Source organism: Clostridium celatum DSM 1785, assembly GCF_000320405.1.
GTDB classification, from domain to species: Bacteria; Bacillota; Clostridia; order Clostridiales; family Clostridiaceae; genus Clostridium; species Clostridium celatum.
The window spans coordinates 22,870-41,030 of the sequence record NZ_KB291603.1; the positions used below are offsets into that span (position 1 = coordinate 22,870).

An 18,161-nucleotide genomic window follows, 5' to 3' on the forward strand; every position below is an offset into this window, starting at 1 on the left:
TTCATTATTTGAAGATAATGCTGAATATGGATTAGGAATGTTCTTAGGTGTTAAAGCTATAAGAGATAGAGTTGCTGAAAATGTTAAGTTAGCATTAGAAAGTGATTTAGCTGATGATACTAAGGTTATATTAAAGGATTGGTTAGATAATAAAGAAGAAAGTGCTGGAACTAGAGAAAGAGCAGATGCTTTAGTAGCTGCACTTGAAAATAGTGATGCTGAAATAGCTAAGACTATATTAGCTGATAAAGAATTCTTCGTTAAGAGATCACAATGGATCTTTGGTGGAGATGGTTGGGCATATGACATCGGATACGGTGGACTTGACCATGTTCTTGCATCAGGAGAAAACGTAAATGTATTAGTATTTGATACAGAAGTTTATTCAAATACAGGTGGTCAATCTTCTAAAGCTACACCAACAGCTGCAATAGCTAAGTTTGCTGCTTCTGGTAAGAGAACTAAGAAGAAAGATTTAGGAATGATGGCTATGAGCTATGGTTATGTATATGTGGCTCAAGTTTCTATGGGTGCAGATAAGAACCAAGTTCTTAAAGCAATAGCTGAAGCAGAAGCTTATGATGGACCATCATTAATTATTGCTTATGCTCCATGTATAAATCATGGTATTAAAGCTGGTATGACTAATTCACAAGCTGAAGCTAAAAAAGCTGTTGATTGTGGATATTGGGCATTATATAGATATAATCCAACATTAAAGGGAACTAAAAATCCATTCACTTTAGATTCAAAAGAACCAAAGGGTGACTTCAGAGAATTCTTAATGGGTGAAGTTAGATATGCTTCATTAGCTAAAGCTTTTCCAGAAGCTGCAGATGCTTTATTTGAAAAGACACAAGCTGATGCAATGGAAAGACTTGAAAATTATAGAAAACTTGCAAATCAAGAATAAATATTAGGGGCTATGCATAGCATAGCCTCTTTTTAGTTAATAGTTAGTTAGAAATAGAGTAAGTAAATGACTTTTTATTTCCTTAAAATTCCACTTTACTTGATTGAATTTGAAGTGAAAATAAAATTTTAGTGAAAATAATATATTTTTCTTTTATTTTCCTCAAAATAGGGGTACAATTATAAAGACTACTTAAGTTAAATAAAAATTTATAATTTTATCTTTTAAATGTTTATTTTCAAGATAAATTGTTTAACTTATTATTAAGGAGGAATGTAAACATGGAAAAAGAATTAAATAAATGCGGTGAAGGCTGCGGATGCGGACACGAACATAATCACGATCACGGATGTGGAGATAACTGTGGATGTGGAGAACACGAACATGAACACTTCGTTGTAGATTTAGAAGATGACAATGGAAATGTAATTTCATGTCCAATAGTTGATGCTTTTGAATTTGAAGAAAACGAATATGTTTTAGCTCAAAATCCAGAAGATGAGTCAGTATATCTTTTCAGATCAACTGAAGAAGGAGAACTTATAGTTCCAGAAGAAGCTGAATTTGATAAAGTTACTGAAACTACACTAACGTATTAGCTGACGAATAATAATAAAAAGTTGTAACAATTTAATTGTTGCAACTTTTTTTTATAAGGCTCTGTTAGATTAAATTGTTGATATTGTACTCAAAATAGGGTTGTACAAATTACAACCCTATCTAACTATAAACTCTGTTTAGATTCCCTAACAATATTTCTATTGCAAAGGTCTATCTTCAATTTATTCATCAATTCTTTAGTATTATTACTAAACACTAATTCTGTTATTATAGCATCTTCGTCTCTTAATCCAAATTGCTCTCTTCTAACTAAATACAAATAACTTATGTTAGTATGATATATATTTATAACATTGGTTATTGGTCCATTCGCAAACATTTCAGTTTCAGTTGGGTCTACACTGTCATGAATTTCAAGTAATGATGTTAATATGTTATAATTAGGAATATAAAAACCCAAAGAAATAATTATATCTTTCATGTCGTTATTATAAAATTCTAATTCTTTATCTAATAAAAAATCCTTTATAATATCATCATTATCATAATCTCTTAGAATTTTTATAAGTTCATTCATAATCCCCCACCTCGTAATCTTTCAGTATAATTTTTACATATAATACTAACAAACATACACTTATCAAGCAATACCTAAAAGAAATTATATTTTATTTCCTTGTATCCTTCTATCTTAGTGTCAACAAATGGAATTACACTATGGATAAGCATATTCTTTGTTTTTATAACTTCTTTATCAGTGCTAAAACTTTGTAGCCACTTATACCAACTCATATAATTAGATAGAAATTTAGTAGACACTCCTTTAAATCTATACATCCAAATTTTCAGGTTACTATGCAACGAATTAACATGATTTATATGGTATATATCATTTTTATAATGACCTCTTGCTATTTTTTTATGGTCTAATTCAAGGTCTTTGGCAAATTGTATATACGATTTATGGCTATCTGTACAGATTATTGAGTTAGAGTCTATCCTTCCTTCATAAAGCCTTTCAAGAGCATTGTAAGTAACCCTTCCTTTACATAAGGGTTCTAATATTATATTTCCATTTCTATCAATTGCTGTTGCTATACAAACCTGTTCATTACTTATACCACGTTTCTTAACTTGTTTGCCTCTTTTTCGAGCAGGTCTCGGCATTTTAAAACCACTCTTTTTATGATTCCCCTTGAAAGATTCGGCAACAAATGTTTCGTCCATTTCTACTATACCGTCTACATCACCAACACCCATAAATGCTCTTATACAATCAAGAATTTTATGTCTCATATAAAATGATGTTTTAACACCTACACCTACATTTTCAGCGTTCTTTCTTATAGAAAGTCCTATAACCATTCCTTTAACATATTCAATCCACGTTTGTAGAGGTAACTTAGTACAGGATAACGCAGATTTAGTTAAATCATTAAAGGATTTACTACAAGAACGACATACATAACGTTGCTTACCATTCAATTTACCATTCTTTACTACAGAAGTAGATTCGCAATGGGGGCAACATTGCCCCTTGCTAAATCTTGATTCTCTAAACTCTTTATTAAGACTTACATTAGATGAGCCAAGAGTAAGCATCTCACCTATATAGTTAAATAATTCTCTTAACTGGTATTCACTAAGTGATGTTATATCTGACTTTATATTTGAAAGAGTTGCCATAAATCTTACCTCCGATAGTGTTATTATCTATATTATAACACTATTTAAGACTTATATGCACATATCAACATTATTGTCTAACAGAGCCTTTTATAAAATAATTTAAATGTTTAGAGTTAATTATTTATACGTAAGAAGGTGTTTTAATTTACTTTTTAATAGTTAAATGATATATTTTTATTATGGGAAATATTACTTAAATTCTTAAAATTTAATCTTATATTTTAAGGTTTAATGGAATAACAAATAAGTTGATGAATTAAACTAAGATAAAGAAAAAGTTGAAGTAAATTTATATTAAAAATATAGATAAGTTTTTATATTAATTGGAGATTAAAGCTTCACTTAAAGAAAAGGTGAATAAGATGAAGTATGCGGATTTACATATTCATTCTAATTATTCTGATGGAATTAAAAGCCCAGAAGAAATAATAAATATAGCAATGAAAAAAAATATTAAATATATATCCATAACGGATCATGATTCTATTGCATCACAATATGTAATTAATAATAAGTATGAAGGAATAAATATAATTCCTGGAATAGAACTTAGTACAGAGTATCAAGAGATGGAATTGCATATTTTAGGCTATTTTATTGATATAAATAATAGTTCATTAAAAGAAATGGTTGATAAATTAAATTTTCAAAGAATAAAAAGAGTAGAGGAAATATTAATTAATTTAAAAAATCATGATATAAATTTAGATATAGAAGATTTAGCTATAGATATTGATTGTACTGTGGGGAGAAGTCATGTAGCAAATGCTATGGTTAAAAAGGGATATTTCGAAGATTACAAAAGTGCTTTTAGAAGTTTTTTAATTAAAGGAAAGCCAGGATATGTTAAAGGGTTTAGATTAAACTATAAAGAGTGTATAGAAACTATAAATTCTGCAGGTGGTGTTGCTATATTAGCACATCCTGGACAAATATATAGAAAGATAGAAGTTGAAAATATTGTTAAAGAATTAAAATGTTTTGGGCTTAAAGGAATTGAAGTTTATCATCCAAGCCATTCGCAAAGTGATATTAATAAGTTCTTCAATATTTCTAGAAAACATAAATTATATGTTACTGGAGGAAGTGATTATCATGGTAGAGTTAAAGAATGTAAAGCAGCAAGAATTGGTAGTTACGGTTTAAATGAAGAATTATTAAATAAATTTATTAATTTTAATAGAAAGTAATGGGGGCAAAAGGCATGAATTTTTCAAATAAAGCAGAAAGAATAGAACCATCGGTAACTTTAGCTATAACAGCAAAAGCTAAAGAAATGAAAGCAAATGGAATAAATGTAATTAGCTTTAGTGCAGGTGAGCCAGATTTTAATACACCTAAGAATATAATTAATGCAGCTATAAAGGCTATGGAAGATGGAAATACTAAATATACAAATGTTAATGGAATAATTTCATTAAGAGAAGCAATATGTAAAAAGCTTAAGGAAGATAATAATTTAGATTATAATCCTTCACAAATAGTAGCTTCTACTGGAGCAAAGCAAAGTCTTGCTAATACATTTTTAGCTATATTAAATCCAGGTGATGAGGTTATTGTTCCAAATCCTTATTGGGTAAGTTATCCTGAACTTATAGCTTTAGCAGACGGAAAAGCTGTTTTTGTAAAAAGTGATGAAAGTAGTGAGTATAAATTTACAAAGGAAAATTTAGAAGAAGTAGTTACTGAAAAAACAAAAGCTATTGTATTAAATACTCCTAATAATCCAACAGGAACAATTTATTCAGAAGATGAATTAAATATAATTGCGGAATTTGCAAAAAAGCATGATTTAATTATTATTTCAGATGAAATGTATGAAAAGCTTGTATATGATGGAGAAAAGCATGTAAGTATTGCTAGTTTATCAAAAGATGCATATGAAAGAACTGTAGTTATAAATGGATTATCTAAATCTTATGCAATGACTGGATGGAGAATGGGATATTCAGCATCTAGTGAAAAAATAGCAAAGCTTATGACTAATATACAAAGTCATATGACATCTAATGTATGTTCAATAACTCAATATGCAGCGGTAGAAGCGTTAAATGGACCACAAGACGAAATACAACACATGATTAAAGAGTTTGAAAAAAGAAGAAATTATATGGTTTCTGAACTTGAGAAAATGAAAAATATAAGTATAATAAACCAAAAGGTGCATTTTATATTATGATAAATATTGAAAAATATTTAGGAAAGAAACTTAATAGGGATATAATTAATAACTCTATGGATTTTGCTGCTAAATTATTGGAAGAAGAGCAAGTTGCAGTTATTCCAGGAAGAGCATTTGGCCTTGATAATTATTTAAGAGTGTCATATGCAACTTCATTAGATGCAATTAAAGAAGGGTTAGTTAGAATTAATAAGTTTATTGAAAAGTTAGACTAATAAATATTTAAGAGGCTGTTGCTATTTAATGCGCAGCCTTTAATATGTACTATATTAAAAGAAAAAGTTAAAAATGGAGGATTAGACGTGGAGAAATTAGCAATATTTGATATAGATTATACTATAACAAGAAAAGAAACATTAATGGAGTTTTTTAAATATATCGTATTAAAGGATATAAAAAATATAAGATTTTTACCAAGGGCTTTATATTCAGGATTGATGTATAGCATAAAAGTATATGATGAAAAAAGAGTTAAAGAGTGTTTTTTAAAGTTTATTGAAAATATAGAAGAAAAAGATTTAGCTATTTTAACAAAGCAATTTTATGATGAAAGATTAAGTACAATTCTTTATAAAGATGCTGTTGATATGATAAAAAAACTTAAAAGAGAAGGATATATGGTAATTTTAATATCTGCATCACCGGAATTTTATATTAAAGAGTTTTATGCAATTAAAGAAGTTGATTTGATAATAGGAACTAAATTCAAATTTGAAAATGGTAAATTTATAAGAGAAATGCATGGTAATAACTGCAAAGGAGAAGAAAAAGTTAGAAGATTAAATGAAGTTTTAAAAGAGAAGAATATAAATGCAGATTTTAAAAATTCATATATGTTCTCAGATTCGCTTTCAGATAAGCCATTATTAGATTTAGTAGGTAAACCATACTTAATTAATTATAAAAAGAAACATGAAATAGAAATATTAAATTGGAAATAAAATTTAAAGATTAAATGGAGTTAATATTATGGAAGCTATAAATAAATTTTATTTAAATAATGGAGATATATTTCCTATTGAAAAATTTACTGACGAAGATTATAAAGAAAAAATAATATATGAAGTATTGAGAGTGGTTAATGGAAAACCAGCATTCTTAAAAGATCATTTAGAAAGAATGAAGAAATCATTTAAGCTTATACATAAAGAATTTCCGTTCAATGATGAAAAAATAAAAGAATTAATAGATAAAGTTATTAAAGCTAATGATGATGTTATTGGAAATATAAAAATTACTTATAATACTACAAGTGGTAATTTTAAAATATATTATATAATGCATTCCTATCCAAGTGCAGAATATTATAAAAAAGGAATAAAGACTATACTTTACTATGGAGAAAGAGAAAATCCAAACTTAAAGATAGTTAGCACTGATTTTAGGGCTAAAATTGCAGAGAAAATGAAAGAGGCTAATGCGCATGAAGCACTTTTAGTAGATAGAAATGGATTTATAACAGAGGGAAGTAAATCAAATTTCTTTGGAATAAAGGATGGAAAACTTATAACAGCAAAAGCAGAGCATGTTCTTAAGGGAATTACAAGAGATAAAATATTTAAAATAGCAAATGAATTGGGAATAAAAATAGAAGAAAAAGAGGTAAAAGCATCAGAAGTAGGGGAGTTAGATGCAGTATTTATTTCAGGAACTTCTGTTGCTATATTACCAATTGAAAAAATTGATAATATTAAATTTGATGTTAATAATGAAGTCTTAAGAAAAATTATGAATATATATGAAGAACTTTTAGAAGGTAAAAGGGAAATATAAAATTTAGGGTGGTTGAAAGTTTAAAAGTAATTTTTAATACTGTAAAAACCTAATTATAATATAAATAAAAGAACTGTATCAAAAATATTTATCAACATGAAAATATTTTTTGATACAGTTTTATTTTAGAATTTACTTATAATTAAATAACAAATTACATTATAAAAGTTATGTGCTATTTATAGTTATAGTTTAAATTAAGATGTTATAGCATTAGTTATTGGTGGCACAACTTGTTTCTTTCTTGAAAGAACTCCAGGAAGGAATGCACCATTGTTTTCTAATGTAACTTTAAATGCTTTTTCAACTATTTCAGGTTTAGCACCTGTTACTAATATTTCAGAACCTTCATTTAATATGTCAGTTAATAATAACATAACCATATCTAAGCTAGCTTCTTTAGCTTTTTGGTCCATATATTGTAACATTTCTTCTTTTAAAGGCATAAATCCTTCAATATCCATTGTGTTAACTTGAGCGATACCTACTTTTATATCTTCAATTGTGAATGGTTTGAAGTCAGAGTTGAAGATTTGTTCAACTGTCTTGCCTTTTAAAGATGTACCAGCTTTAAACATTTCTTTTGCAAATTCTTCTATGTTTATACCAGCAATTTCAGCAAGCTTTTTGCAGTTATATATGTCTTGTTGAGTACAAGTTGGGCTTCTGAATAATAAAGTATCAGAAATTATTGCACCACATAAAAGACCTGCAGCTTTTCTTGATGGTCTAATTCCAGATTCAAAGAAGCACTTAGCAACTATTGTTGAAGTACTTCCAACTGGCTCGTTTCTGAAGAAAATCGGATTGTTTGTTTGAATATCAGCAACTCTGTGGTGGTCGATGATTTCTAAAACTTCAGCATCTTCTAGTCCATCAACAGATTGACCTCTTTCATTATGGTCAACTTGAATAACTTTTTTCTTATGATCAGATATTAAATGATATCTAGATACTGTTCCTACAACTTTACCATTTAGGTCTATTACAGGATAGCTTCTAAATCTAGTTTCAGTCATAATTCCTTTAATATCATCAACTAAATCATCAGTTGAGAAAGTAACTAGATTTTCTTTTATCATTACATATCCAACAGGGATACTTTGAACAATAAGTCTTGAAGCTGTAAATGAATCATGTTGAGTTACAATAATAGTTACTCCATGTTCTTTAGCTAAGTTTACTATTCTTTCGGATGGAGCATATCCACCAGTTACTATCATTAATGAAACGTTAAGTTTGATTAATGCTTCTTGAGCTTCTTCTCTATCCCCAATTATAGCAATGTCTCCTTCTTCTATATGACCAGACATTGTATCAGGTTGCATAGCAGTAACAACTATTTTACCAGGGAAGTGAGTTACTTCTTCATTTATATAAGAAGCTTTAGCTGATAAAGTATCAATGATATTATCTAAAGTTGTATTACTTTTTGCTAAAATTCTGTTGTCCCAAATATCCATATAGCAAGAAGTAAGGTTAGATACTGCAAGAACACCAAGTAAGTGTTGATTTTCATCAGCAACAGGTAAAGTTTTGATATTCTTATCTCTCATTATATTCCAAGCTGTCTTTAAAGATATTTCTGGAGTTATAGGATTTATAACATCAAATTCTAAATCTTCAACTTTAAGTTTAACTGTGCTTAAGAATTTTGGTGCTTCAGCGCCAAAATAATCTAATATATATTGAGTTTCTTGATTTACATTACCAAGTCTAACAGGGATAGCGTTCATATCACCTATTTTATTTTTTAACTCAGCATATGCGTAAGCCGCACAAATTGAATCAGAGTCTGGGTTTTTATGCCCAGTTACATAAATTATATCTTTCATGCAATTAAGCCTCCTAAAGTAAGTTATTTAATGAAACTAATGCAAATTTCACATAGTATTATTCTATATTTGTAAAGCTAATTTGTAAATAAAAATTATTATTGATGGTTACAGAATTTTTCATTAATCAATCATAGTATTACATAAACATTAATATATATATACAAGAGTTCTTAAGAAGGAGGAAAAAGGGTGATACAGGAAAAAGGATTTAATAGGGGATTAAGCACTAGGGAAGCTGAAAAAAGAATAGCTGACCATGGCTTAAATGAGCTTAAACATAATAAAAAGAAATCACCAATTTTAATTTTTTTATCTCAATTTAATGACTTTTTAGTTTGGGTACTTATTGGAGCAACTATTGTATCAGGTATTATTGGAGATAAAGCAGATGCTGTAACAATACTTATTATTGTAGTTGTAAACGCAATACTAGGATTCGTACAAGAGTTTAGAACAGAAAAATCATTAGAAGCTCTTCAGGAGCTAGCAGCGCCAACTTGTAAGGTAATAAGAGATGGAAATGTAAAAGTTGTAAATTCTAAGTATTTAACAATTGGTGATTTAGTAGTACTGGAATCAGGAGATAGGATTCCAGCAGATGGAACATTTATTGATACGGCTAATATAGTAGTAGATGAATCACTGTTAACAGGAGAATCAGTAGGAATATCGAAAGATACAAGCAAGGGAAAAAATAGTGGGTTTATGGGAACTATAGTTTTAAAGGGAAGAGGTTTGTTATTAGTTGATGCTATAGGTATGGATACTGAAATGGGTAAAATAGCAAATCTTTTAGATAACATAGAGGAAGAAAAGTCACCACTTAGAGAAAGATTAGATTCTTTAGGAAAAATATTGGTAGTTGTTTGTATAGTTGTTTGTGTAATAGTAACAGTATTGGGAATAATAAGAGGAAATGATATTACAGAGATGTTTTTACTTGGAGTATCATTAGCTGTTGCAGCTATACCAGAAGGATTAGCAGCTATAGTAACTGTTGCATTAGCACTAGGTGTAGGTAGAATGCTTAAGAGAAATGCTCTTATTAGAAAGTTGCCTGCAGTTGAAACATTAGGGTGTACATCGGTGATTTGCTCTGATAAAACAGGAACATTAACTCAAAATAAGATGACAGTAAAAGAAGTTTTACTAAATGGTAAAATATATGAATTAGATAAAGAATCACTTAATAATTGTGAAAAACTTAAAGAGGCATTTATATATTGTAATGATACAAATTACAATTATGAAGTTAAAAATATAGAAAAAGCTCTTATGGGTGATCCAACAGAAACAGCTTTAGTAAAAGCTTTTTTTAAGGATGTTAATAGTATTCAAAATTTTGTAGATAAAGCCAATAGAGTGTATGAAATACCATTTGATTCTACTAGAAAAATGATGACTGTAATAATGAATGAAAGTGGTAAGGAAACCCTTTATATGAAGGGTGCACCAGAAAGAGTTTTAGAAAAATGTAGTGCTGTTTTAGAAAACGGAAAGATAAAAATACTTACACCTCAAAAGAAAAAGCAATTATATAATTATATAGAAAGTATGTCCAATAGGGCATTAAGATGTATTGCAGCAGCATATAAGGAAGAAAAGCTTGTAAAAAATGAAAGTGTTGAAAATAACTTAATATTTTTAGGGGTAGCAGGTAGTATTGACCCAGCAAGACCAGAAGTTAAAGATGCGGTAATGAAATGTAAATTAGCTGGTATTAAACCAGTAATGATTACAGGAGACCATAAGAATACAGCTCTTGCAATAGCTAAAGGATTAAATATATGTACAACAGATGATCAAGCTATAACTGGAGAAGAGTTAGAAAAAATGTCTGATGAAGAATTAAGTAAAAGAGTTGATAAGATAAGGGTATTTGCTAGAGTATCTCCTAATCATAAGTTAAGAATAGTTAAGGCATTTAAGAAAAAAAATAATATAGTTGCTATGACAGGTGATGGAGTTAATGATGCACCAGCTATTAAAGAAGCAGATATTGGCGTTGCAATGGGTATATCAGGAACAGATGTTACTAAAGAAGCAGCAGCTATGGTTTTAATGGATGATAATTTTGCAACTATTGTATCTGCTGTTGAAGAAGGAAGAGTTATATATGATAATATAAGAAAATTTATTAGATATTTATTATCTTGTAACTTAGGTGAAGTATTAACTATGTTTTTAGCATCATTATTTTATATGCCAAATCCACTTACTCCAATTCAGATTTTATTTGTTAATTTAGCAACAGATGGACTACCAGCTATAGCTTTAGGTGTTGATCCACCAGATAAAGATATAATGAGGCAACAACCAAGGCAAAAAAATGAAGGAATTTTTGCAAGAGGACTTTGGGAAAAAATAATAGTAAGAGGATGTTTAATAGGTGTATGTACATTACTTTCATTTATGGTAGGTAGATATTACGGAATGAATTTAGCAACTTGTAGAACTATAGCATTATGTACATTAGTTATGTCACAATTACTTCATGTATTTGAATGTAGGTCTGAAAGACATTCAATATTTGAGATAAATATATTTACTAATATATATTTATTAGGTGCTGTATTAGTATCAATCACAATGATTTGTTGTATATTATATGTACCTTTTTTAAGGGGAATATTTAATACTGTTGCATTAAATCTAGGACAATGGCTATTAGTAATATTCTTCTCAGGAATAATATTCTTAATAAATAGTGTGTATTTACTTATAAAATCAAAGAAATAAGAAAAAAATTTAACTTTTAAAACATCAATTAGATAAAGCATACACTATTAAAATCAAGAAGATGACTAAAAGGATAAGCAACATGAAATAACATGTAAAGGCAGTTATATCATAATATAAATGTATCATTGCATTTATATTAAAGCCTTGATATAGCTGTCTTTTATTTTTTATAAATTAATAGGAGTAAATGAATGTAGAAAGGTGATATGTATACAAATAAAAAACAGTTGTGTTTTATAGGGAAACATGATAAAATTTATCTATGGTAATTATTGCAAAAAAGTATATTAGTAAATAGAAGATGAATAATATAAGTAATAAATAGGGGGTGTAAAATGAAGTTTATAAGTACTAGAGGAAAATGGGACGTTATTTCATCTTCTACAGCAATTATAAAGGGGATTGCTGATGATGGAGGATTATATGTTCCAATAAGTTTTCCAAGTTTATATGAAGTTTTAAAAGAAAAAAAGGGGCTTTCTTATGAAAAACTTGCATATGAAATAATAAGTAATTTTTTTGATGATATAGGTAAAGATAAATTAAAAGAAGCAATTAATAATGCATATAGCAATAAATTCTATGTTAAGGAAGAAAAAGGTTTTTTAGAATTATATCATGGACCTACATCAGCTTTTAAAGATGCAGCACTTTTATTTTTACCACAAATTATGAAGGCTGCAAAAGAAGATAAAAATATAAAAGAAGAGATAGTTATACTAACTGCAACTTCAGGAGATACAGGAAAAGCTGCATTACAGGGGTTTAGTAATGTGAATGGATTTAAAGTTATAGTATATTATCCGAAAAATGGGGTTAGTGCAATTCAGCAAAAGCAAATGACAACACAAGATGGGAATAATGTAAAAGTAATAGGGATTGAAGGAAATTTTGACAATGCTCAAAGTGGTGTTAAAGAAATATTTGGGGATGTTGAGTTAAAGGAATTTTTAAAATCTAATGGATTTTTATTATCATCTGCAAACTCAATTAATATTGGAAGATTAATACCACAAATAGTTTATTATTTTTATGGATACTTTGAGTTGGTAAATAAGCAAAAAATAAAAGAGGGCGATAAGATAAATATAGTAGTTCCAACGGGGAATTTTGGAAATATATTAGCAGCGTACTATAGCAAAAAAATGGGGCTACCTATAGAAAAGCTAATATGTTCATCAAATGAAAACAATGTATTAACTGATTTTATGCAAACGGGAATTTATGATAAGCGTAGAGAGTTGATATTAACAGAATCACCATCAATGGATATTTTAGTTTCTTCTAATTTAGAAAGATTAATATTTGAAATTACTAATAGAAATAGTGAAGAAACAGCAAAGCTTATGGAGAAGTTAAATAAAAATGGGGCTTATAAAATTTCAGAATTAAGCAAAAAGTTGTTAAATGACTTTTATGGAAACTATGCAAATACAGAAGAGGTTTATAATGCTATAAATAAGGTATATAATGAGAAAAAATATTTAATAGATACACACACTGCAGTAGGATATGTTGTTCTTGAAAAATATAGAAAAGAAACCTCAGATTATACAGAAGCATTAGTTGTATCTACAGCAAGTCCGTATAAGTTTCCAAGAAGTATCTGTAGAGCATTAGAATTAGATATTGAAGGAAAAAATGATTTTGAATTATTAAATTTATTAGAAGAGTATACTAAGATTAAAATTCCTAAAAATCTTAAAGAGTTAGATAAAAAGAAAGTTCTGCATAAAGATGTATATGAAAAGAAAGAAATGAAACAAGCACTATTAAAATTTTTAAAGGTGAATTATAATGATTAGAGTAAGAGTACCAGCAACATCAGCTAACTTGGGGCCAGGTTTTGATTCTTTGGGAATTGCTTTAAGTATTTATAATGAGTATGGATTTTCTTTGCAAGATGAAGGTATATCTTTTGAAGGATTTGAACAAGAATTTAAAAATGAAGATAATATAATTTTCATGGCAATGAAAAAGGTATTTAATAAATATAATTTTAAATTTAAAGGGCTTAAAATTAAAATTATAAAACAAGATATTCCGATTTCAAGAGGCTTAGGATCAAGCTCAAGTTGCATAGTAGCAGGGCTTATAGGGGCATTTGCCTTGATGAATAAAGAACTTGAAAAAGAAGAAGTTTTTAAATTAGCGATTGATATAGAAGGGCATCCGGATAATGTATGTCCAGCTATATTTGGTGGCTTAGTTTCAACAGTTATGGCAAATGGAGAAACTTTATATAATAAAATAGAAATTAAAAATGGTGTTAAATTTATAGCATTAATTCCAAACTTTAAACTTTCTACTGAAAAAGCAAGAGCAATTTTGCCAAGAGAAGTTTCGTTTAAGGATTCAGTTTATAATATAGGAAGAGCAGCACTTCTAATCTCATGCTTTATGAATGGTAATTATAAGTTATTAAGAGAAGCAACTAAGGATAGACTACATCAACAATATAGAAGCAAGCTTATTGAAGGTTTTGATGAAGTTTATGAAAAAGTATTAAATATAGGGGCATATGGATGCTTTTTAAGTGGTGCTGGACCGACTATTATGGCAATTATAGATGAAAATGATTTGGATTTTGTAGATGATATTAAAAAGTTTATTAAAGAAGAAAAATTAAATTGGAATATTAAAGAATTAGCAATAGATAAAGTTGGGGCAAAAATTTTGAAAGGTGATTAAAATGAATGGTGATTATTTAGTTATTGATAAAAAAGTTTTGCCTGAGGTTTTTGAAAAGGTAATGAAAACTAAAAAAATATTGCAAGAAGGAAAGGTTAAAGAAATTACAGAAGCTACTAAGCTTGTAGGAATAAGTAGAAGTGTTTACTATAAATATAAAGATTATGTATTTGAATTTTCACAAATGTCTAATGGTAGAAAAGCTACTTTTAATATGATAATTAGACATGAGAAGGGAGTGCTTTCAAATATATTAAATTTTATTTCAGAGCAAGGTGGAAATATTTTAACCATAGATCAAGGTATTCCAATAAATAATTTAGCAAATTTAAGTTTAACAATAGATATTTCTACAATAAAGCTTGAATTAAGTAAAGTACTTGAAGACTTAAGTAAATTAGAGTTTGTTGATAAAGTAGAATTTATAGCAATGGAATAAAAGTAACATTTAGTTTTAGAAGCTAAAAATTAATGAAAAGCAACAATAACCGATGTTTCAATTAAGAAGCATTGGTTATTTTTCTATAAAAAAATTTTAAGCAAATATCATATGTGAATTAAATTAAGATGAAAGAACTTTAAAACAATAGAAGATGACTATAAGGTATCAACAATTAATATTAGGAATATATTATAATGAAAACTAATTTAGGGCTATATGATATGAAGAAAAATAATAAAAATAGTACTGCCAAAAGAAGTAAGAATAAAGAAACTATAAATAATACAGAAAATAATACTACTACTGAGGAACAAAGCACTTTGACTGAGGAGGAAAAGGAAGCATTACTAAAACAACAGTCAATATTAAATTTATCTTTAATAGGAATATTTATAACTATTTATGGGATTTTATTAAGTGCTGAATATATTAATTGGCAAAGAATGCAGGTTTCAGATCAAATAAATGGTACAAATTACTCGGAAAATTTAGCAGATTTAAGTGAAAGCCCTAAAATAACTAATGAGTTATATTTATTATCAACATCAATTTTTACTTTTATTATATGGGATAGTTATATGACATCAGCTGCACAAACTGGTGAAGCAAGAAATGAGAAAACAATAAAAAGCAATTATAGAAGTTTAATTGCAATATTACTTATACTTTTAGCAACTACAATTAATCATGATACACTAAATGATTTAGTATTTTAAAGTTCTTTAATTTAAATAGAATAAAGCGTATTAAAAGATTTTTTATTTATTATTAGATTTCATACAAAATATATAGGAATACTAGATTTTTCTTTTATAAATTATTTACTTATGTTAAAGTAAATGATAGAATTTTAAAATAATGTGATGCAAATACTAAAGGAAAGGAGTGATTGTCAATGGAAATTTATTTTGATAATAGTGCAACTACTGTGCCTTACGATGAAGTAATAGAAGAAGTTAGTAAAGGTATGAAGGAGTATTTTGGCAATCCATCATCTTTACATAAGATAGGAATGAAATGTGAAAAGAGATTAAATGAAGCAAGAGAATATTTTGCATCAACTATTAAGTGTAATAAAGATGAAATATACTTTACTTCTGGAGGAAGTGAAGGAAATAACTTAATTTTAAAAGGGCTATTAAAGCCAGGACATCATTTAATTACAACAACTTTTGAACATCATTCTATAATTAATACTTGTAAAGAATTAGAAGATAGAGGCATTAAGGTTACATATTTAGATGTTGATAGTGAAGGTAAAATTTCATTAGAAGATTTGGAAGAAGCAATATGTAAAGATACTGTTTTAGTTTCAATAATGTATGTAAATAATGAAATGGGAGCTATACAAGATATTGAAGCTATAGGAAATCTAATAAAAGAAAAAAGTAATAGAGCTAAATTACATATAGATGCAGTTCAAGGATATGGAAAACTTCCTATTGATGTTAATAAATCAAAAATAGACTTTTTAACAGTAGCAGGGCATAAAATACATGGACCTAAAGGTGTAGGTTTTGTATACATAAAAAAGGGGATTGTATTAAATTCTCTTATTTCTGGTGGTGAACAGGAAAAAGGATTTAGAGCAGGTACTGAAAATTTACCTGGAGTAATTGGATTTGAAAAAGCTGCTAAAATTACTTTTGAAAATATGGATTTAAATTATAATAAAGTATTAGAAGTTAAAGCTTATTTTATAGAAAGATTAAAAGAAATAGACAATATTAGAATTAATAGTCCTTTAGATGGTTTTTCACCTTATATTTTAAATGTATCATTTTTAGGTGTTAGAGCAGAAGTATTATTACACTTATTAGAAGATCAAGGAATTTATGTTGCAACTGGTTCTGCGTGTACATCAAAATCTAGTGCAGCTCATGGAAGTTATGTAATAAAAGCTTTAGGATTAAATAATAGAGAAATTGAATCAGCGATACGATTTTCTTTCTCATATGAAAATACAAAAGATGATGTAGATTATACAATTGACGTACTAAAGAAGTCGTTAGTGTTTTTAAGGAGAGTAAAAAGATGAGTAATGAATTAATATTAGTTAAGTATGCGCCAGAAATATTTTTAAAGGGGCAAAATAGAGGGAAATTTGAAAAGAAATTAAGAGATAATATAAAGAAAAAGCTTGAAGGATTAAACTATGAGTTTATTACTGATCAAGGTAGATATTTTATTAAGGCAGAAAATATAAAAGAAGCTACAGAAAGAGTAAGAAAGGTTTTTGGAGTTGCTGAAGTTTGGATAGTAACAGAAGTTGAAAGAGATTTAACTGCAATTAAGGAAGAGTGTTTAAAGAGAATTAAAGAAGCTAATCCTAAGACTTTTAAAATAGAAACAAATAGAGCAAATAAAAAGTTTGCTTTAAATTCAATAGAAACATCTAGGGATGTTGGAGGATATATTCTACATCATTTTGAAGGCGATTTAGATGTTGATGTTAAAAATCCAGAATGTTTAGTTAAAGTAGAGATAAGAGAAAAGGCATATATATGTACAAGTAACGATAAAATAAAAGGGGTAAGAGGATTACCTTATGGAATGAATGGTAGTACAATGCTTATGTTATCAGGTGGTATAGATTCACCAGTTGCAGGTTATTTAATGGCAAGAAGAGGTGTTGAACTTAACTGTGTTTATTATCACAGTCATCCATATACTTCTGAAAGAGCTAAGGATAAGGTTAAAGAATTAGCAAAAATACTTGCAAAATATACAGAAAGAGTTAACTTATATATTGTTCCGTTTACAGAAATTCAATTAGATATAATGGAAAAGTGCAGACCAGATGAATTAACTATATTAATGAGAAGATTTATGATGAGATGTGCTTGTGCTTTAGCAGAAAAGTATGGAGTACAATCAATTTCAAGTGGTGAAAGTATAGGTCAAGTTGCAAGTCAAACAATGGAAGGTTTAATAGTAAGTACAGATTGTGCAGATAGACCAGTATTTAGACCATTAATAATTATGGATAAAGAAGAAATTATGGATATAGCTAAGGAAATTGGAACATTTGAAACTTCAATATTACCATATGAAGATTGTTGTACAATATTCGTACCAAAGCACCCTAAAACAAAACCACAATTAGAAGCAATGAGAAAAGCTGAATCAGTTTTAGATATAGATGCAATGGTTGAAAAGGCTATTAATGATACAGAATTAGTAGTTTACTAAGGGTTTAAAATGTAATAATAAAATTATCCACAATGCGATTTTAGATATGTATAAATACCTAAAATTATACATTGTGGATTTTATTTTAATTTAAAAAGAGAGAATATTAAAATTTTATTTAAATAAGTTAATGATATT

General features: G+C 27.9%; 15 protein-coding genes and 1 pseudogene. 13 read left to right on the forward strand and 3 right to left on the reverse strand.

The annotated features are described in order from the left end of the window. Positions 1 to 913: thiamine pyrophosphate-dependent enzyme (locus HMPREF0216_RS17545; RefSeq protein WP_005210111.1), on the forward strand; the 913-nt coding region annotated here is incomplete at its 5' end. Positions 914 to 1,194: 281 nt separating this feature from the next. Next, complete coding sequence (locus tag HMPREF0216_RS01035) at positions 1,195 to 1,512, forward strand: DUF1292 domain-containing protein (RefSeq protein WP_005210115.1); 318 nt, start codon at positions 1,195 to 1,197, stop codon at positions 1,510 to 1,512. Between the two features lie 125 nt (positions 1,513 to 1,637). On the opposite strand, the gene HMPREF0216_RS01040 is transcribed toward HMPREF0216_RS01035, so the two are convergent. Beyond that, the gene (locus tag HMPREF0216_RS01040) at positions 1,638 to 2,051 is read right to left on the reverse strand and encodes a hypothetical protein (protein ID WP_005210118.1); all 414 of its coding nucleotides are present in this window, start codon (positions 2,049 to 2,051) and stop codon (positions 1,638 to 1,640) included. 74 nt (positions 2,052 to 2,125) lie between these two features. After that, on the reverse strand, positions 2,126 to 3,160 hold the full coding sequence (locus tag HMPREF0216_RS01045) for an IS1595 family transposase (RefSeq protein ID WP_005210120.1): 1,035 nt from the start codon (positions 3,158 to 3,160) through the stop codon (positions 2,126 to 2,128). A gap of 365 nt (positions 3,161 to 3,525) precedes the next feature. Between HMPREF0216_RS01045 and HMPREF0216_RS01050 the strand changes: the two genes are divergently transcribed. From HMPREF0216_RS01050 to HMPREF0216_RS01065, 4 genes and pseudogenes are all read left to right on the forward strand, one after another. Further along, positions 3,526 to 4,353: a PHP domain-containing protein gene (locus HMPREF0216_RS01050; RefSeq protein ID WP_040418438.1), complete on the forward strand. Its 828-nt coding sequence runs from the start codon at positions 3,526 to 3,528 to the stop codon at positions 4,351 to 4,353. A gap of 14 nt (positions 4,354 to 4,367) precedes the next feature. After that, positions 4,368 to 5,560: pseudogene (locus HMPREF0216_RS01055) on the forward strand (pyridoxal phosphate-dependent aminotransferase). Between the two features lie 87 nt (positions 5,561 to 5,647). Beyond that, positions 5,648 to 6,286, forward strand: coding sequence for an HAD-IB family hydrolase (locus tag HMPREF0216_RS01060; protein ID WP_040418449.1), 639 nt, complete (start codon positions 5,648 to 5,650; stop codon positions 6,284 to 6,286). 28 nt (positions 6,287 to 6,314) lie between these two features. Next, positions 6,315 to 7,118: an aminotransferase class IV gene (locus HMPREF0216_RS01065; protein ID WP_005210132.1), complete on the forward strand. Its 804-nt coding sequence runs from the start codon at positions 6,315 to 6,317 to the stop codon at positions 7,116 to 7,118. Positions 7,119 to 7,315: 197 nt separating this feature from the next. On the opposite strand, the gene HMPREF0216_RS01070 is transcribed toward HMPREF0216_RS01065, so the two are convergent. After that, positions 7,316 to 8,953: a putative manganese-dependent inorganic diphosphatase gene (locus tag HMPREF0216_RS01070; protein WP_005210137.1), complete on the reverse strand. Its 1,638-nt coding sequence runs from the start codon at positions 8,951 to 8,953 to the stop codon at positions 7,316 to 7,318. Between the two features lie 192 nt (positions 8,954 to 9,145). Here HMPREF0216_RS01070 and HMPREF0216_RS01075 point away from each other — a divergent pair, with 192 nt between their 5' ends. From HMPREF0216_RS01075 to thiI, 7 genes are all read left to right on the forward strand, one after another. Then, positions 9,146 to 11,695, forward strand: a complete 2,550-nt coding sequence (locus HMPREF0216_RS01075) for a calcium-translocating P-type ATPase, PMCA-type (protein WP_005210139.1) — start codon at positions 9,146 to 9,148, stop codon at positions 11,693 to 11,695. 338 nt (positions 11,696 to 12,033) lie between these two features. Then, on the forward strand, positions 12,034 to 13,503 hold the full coding sequence (thrC, locus tag HMPREF0216_RS01080) for a threonine synthase (RefSeq protein WP_005210141.1): 1,470 nt from the start codon (positions 12,034 to 12,036) through the stop codon (positions 13,501 to 13,503). Next, positions 13,496 to 14,389: a homoserine kinase gene (gene thrB, locus HMPREF0216_RS01085; RefSeq protein WP_005210143.1), complete on the forward strand. Its 894-nt coding sequence runs from the start codon at positions 13,496 to 13,498 to the stop codon at positions 14,387 to 14,389. Before thrC ends, thrB begins: the two co-directional genes overlap by 8 nt. Position 14,390: 1 nt before the next feature. Beyond that, on the forward strand, positions 14,391 to 14,828 hold the full coding sequence (locus HMPREF0216_RS01090) for an ACT domain-containing protein (RefSeq protein ID WP_040418440.1): 438 nt from the start codon (positions 14,391 to 14,393) through the stop codon (positions 14,826 to 14,828). A gap of 197 nt (positions 14,829 to 15,025) precedes the next feature. Further along, the gene (locus HMPREF0216_RS01095) at positions 15,026 to 15,547 is read left to right on the forward strand and encodes a hypothetical protein (RefSeq protein WP_005210146.1); all 522 of its coding nucleotides are present in this window, start codon (positions 15,026 to 15,028) and stop codon (positions 15,545 to 15,547) included. A 179-nt stretch (positions 15,548 to 15,726) separates the two neighbouring features. Then, positions 15,727 to 16,869, forward strand: coding sequence for a cysteine desulfurase family protein (locus tag HMPREF0216_RS01100; protein ID WP_005210148.1), 1,143 nt, complete (start codon positions 15,727 to 15,729; stop codon positions 16,867 to 16,869). Continuing rightward, positions 16,866 to 18,023, forward strand: coding sequence for a tRNA uracil 4-sulfurtransferase ThiI (gene thiI / locus HMPREF0216_RS01105; RefSeq protein ID WP_005210150.1), 1,158 nt, complete (start codon positions 16,866 to 16,868; stop codon positions 18,021 to 18,023). Before HMPREF0216_RS01100 ends, thiI begins: the two co-directional genes overlap by 4 nt. The last annotated feature ends 138 nt before the right edge of the window (positions 18,024 to 18,161 follow it).

What these genes read in the sequence shown, in the direction of transcription:
- HMPREF0216_RS01095 (WP_005210146.1), top strand. Translation starts at nt 15,026, where the DNA reads ATGAAAACTAATTTAGGGCTATATGATATGAAGAAAAATAATAAAAAT.
- HMPREF0216_RS01045 (WP_005210120.1), bottom strand. Translation starts at nt 3,160, where the DNA reads ATGGCAACTCTTTCAAATATAAAGTCAGATATAACATCACTTAGTGAA.
- HMPREF0216_RS01100 (WP_005210148.1), top strand. Translation starts at nt 15,727, where the DNA reads ATGGAAATTTATTTTGATAATAGTGCAACTACTGTGCCTTACGATGAA.
- HMPREF0216_RS01090 (WP_040418440.1), top strand. Translation starts at nt 14,391, where the DNA reads ATGAATGGTGATTATTTAGTTATTGATAAAAAAGTTTTGCCTGAGGTT.
- HMPREF0216_RS01065 (WP_005210132.1), top strand. Translation starts at nt 6,315, where the DNA reads ATGGAAGCTATAAATAAATTTTATTTAAATAATGGAGATATATTTCCT.
- HMPREF0216_RS01050 (WP_040418438.1), top strand. Translation starts at nt 3,526, where the DNA reads ATGAAGTATGCGGATTTACATATTCATTCTAATTATTCTGATGGAATT.
- thrC (WP_005210141.1), top strand. Translation starts at nt 12,034, where the DNA reads ATGAAGTTTATAAGTACTAGAGGAAAATGGGACGTTATTTCATCTTCT.
- HMPREF0216_RS01040 (WP_005210118.1), bottom strand. Translation starts at nt 2,051, where the DNA reads ATGAATGAACTTATAAAAATTCTAAGAGATTATGATAATGATGATATT.
- thrB (WP_005210143.1), top strand. Translation starts at nt 13,496, where the DNA reads ATGATTAGAGTAAGAGTACCAGCAACATCAGCTAACTTGGGGCCAGGT.
- HMPREF0216_RS01070 (WP_005210137.1), bottom strand. Translation starts at nt 8,953, where the DNA reads ATGAAAGATATAATTTATGTAACTGGGCATAAAAACCCAGACTCTGAT.
- thiI (WP_005210150.1), top strand. Translation starts at nt 16,866, where the DNA reads ATGAGTAATGAATTAATATTAGTTAAGTATGCGCCAGAAATATTTTTA.
- HMPREF0216_RS01035 (WP_005210115.1), top strand. Translation starts at nt 1,195, where the DNA reads ATGGAAAAAGAATTAAATAAATGCGGTGAAGGCTGCGGATGCGGACAC.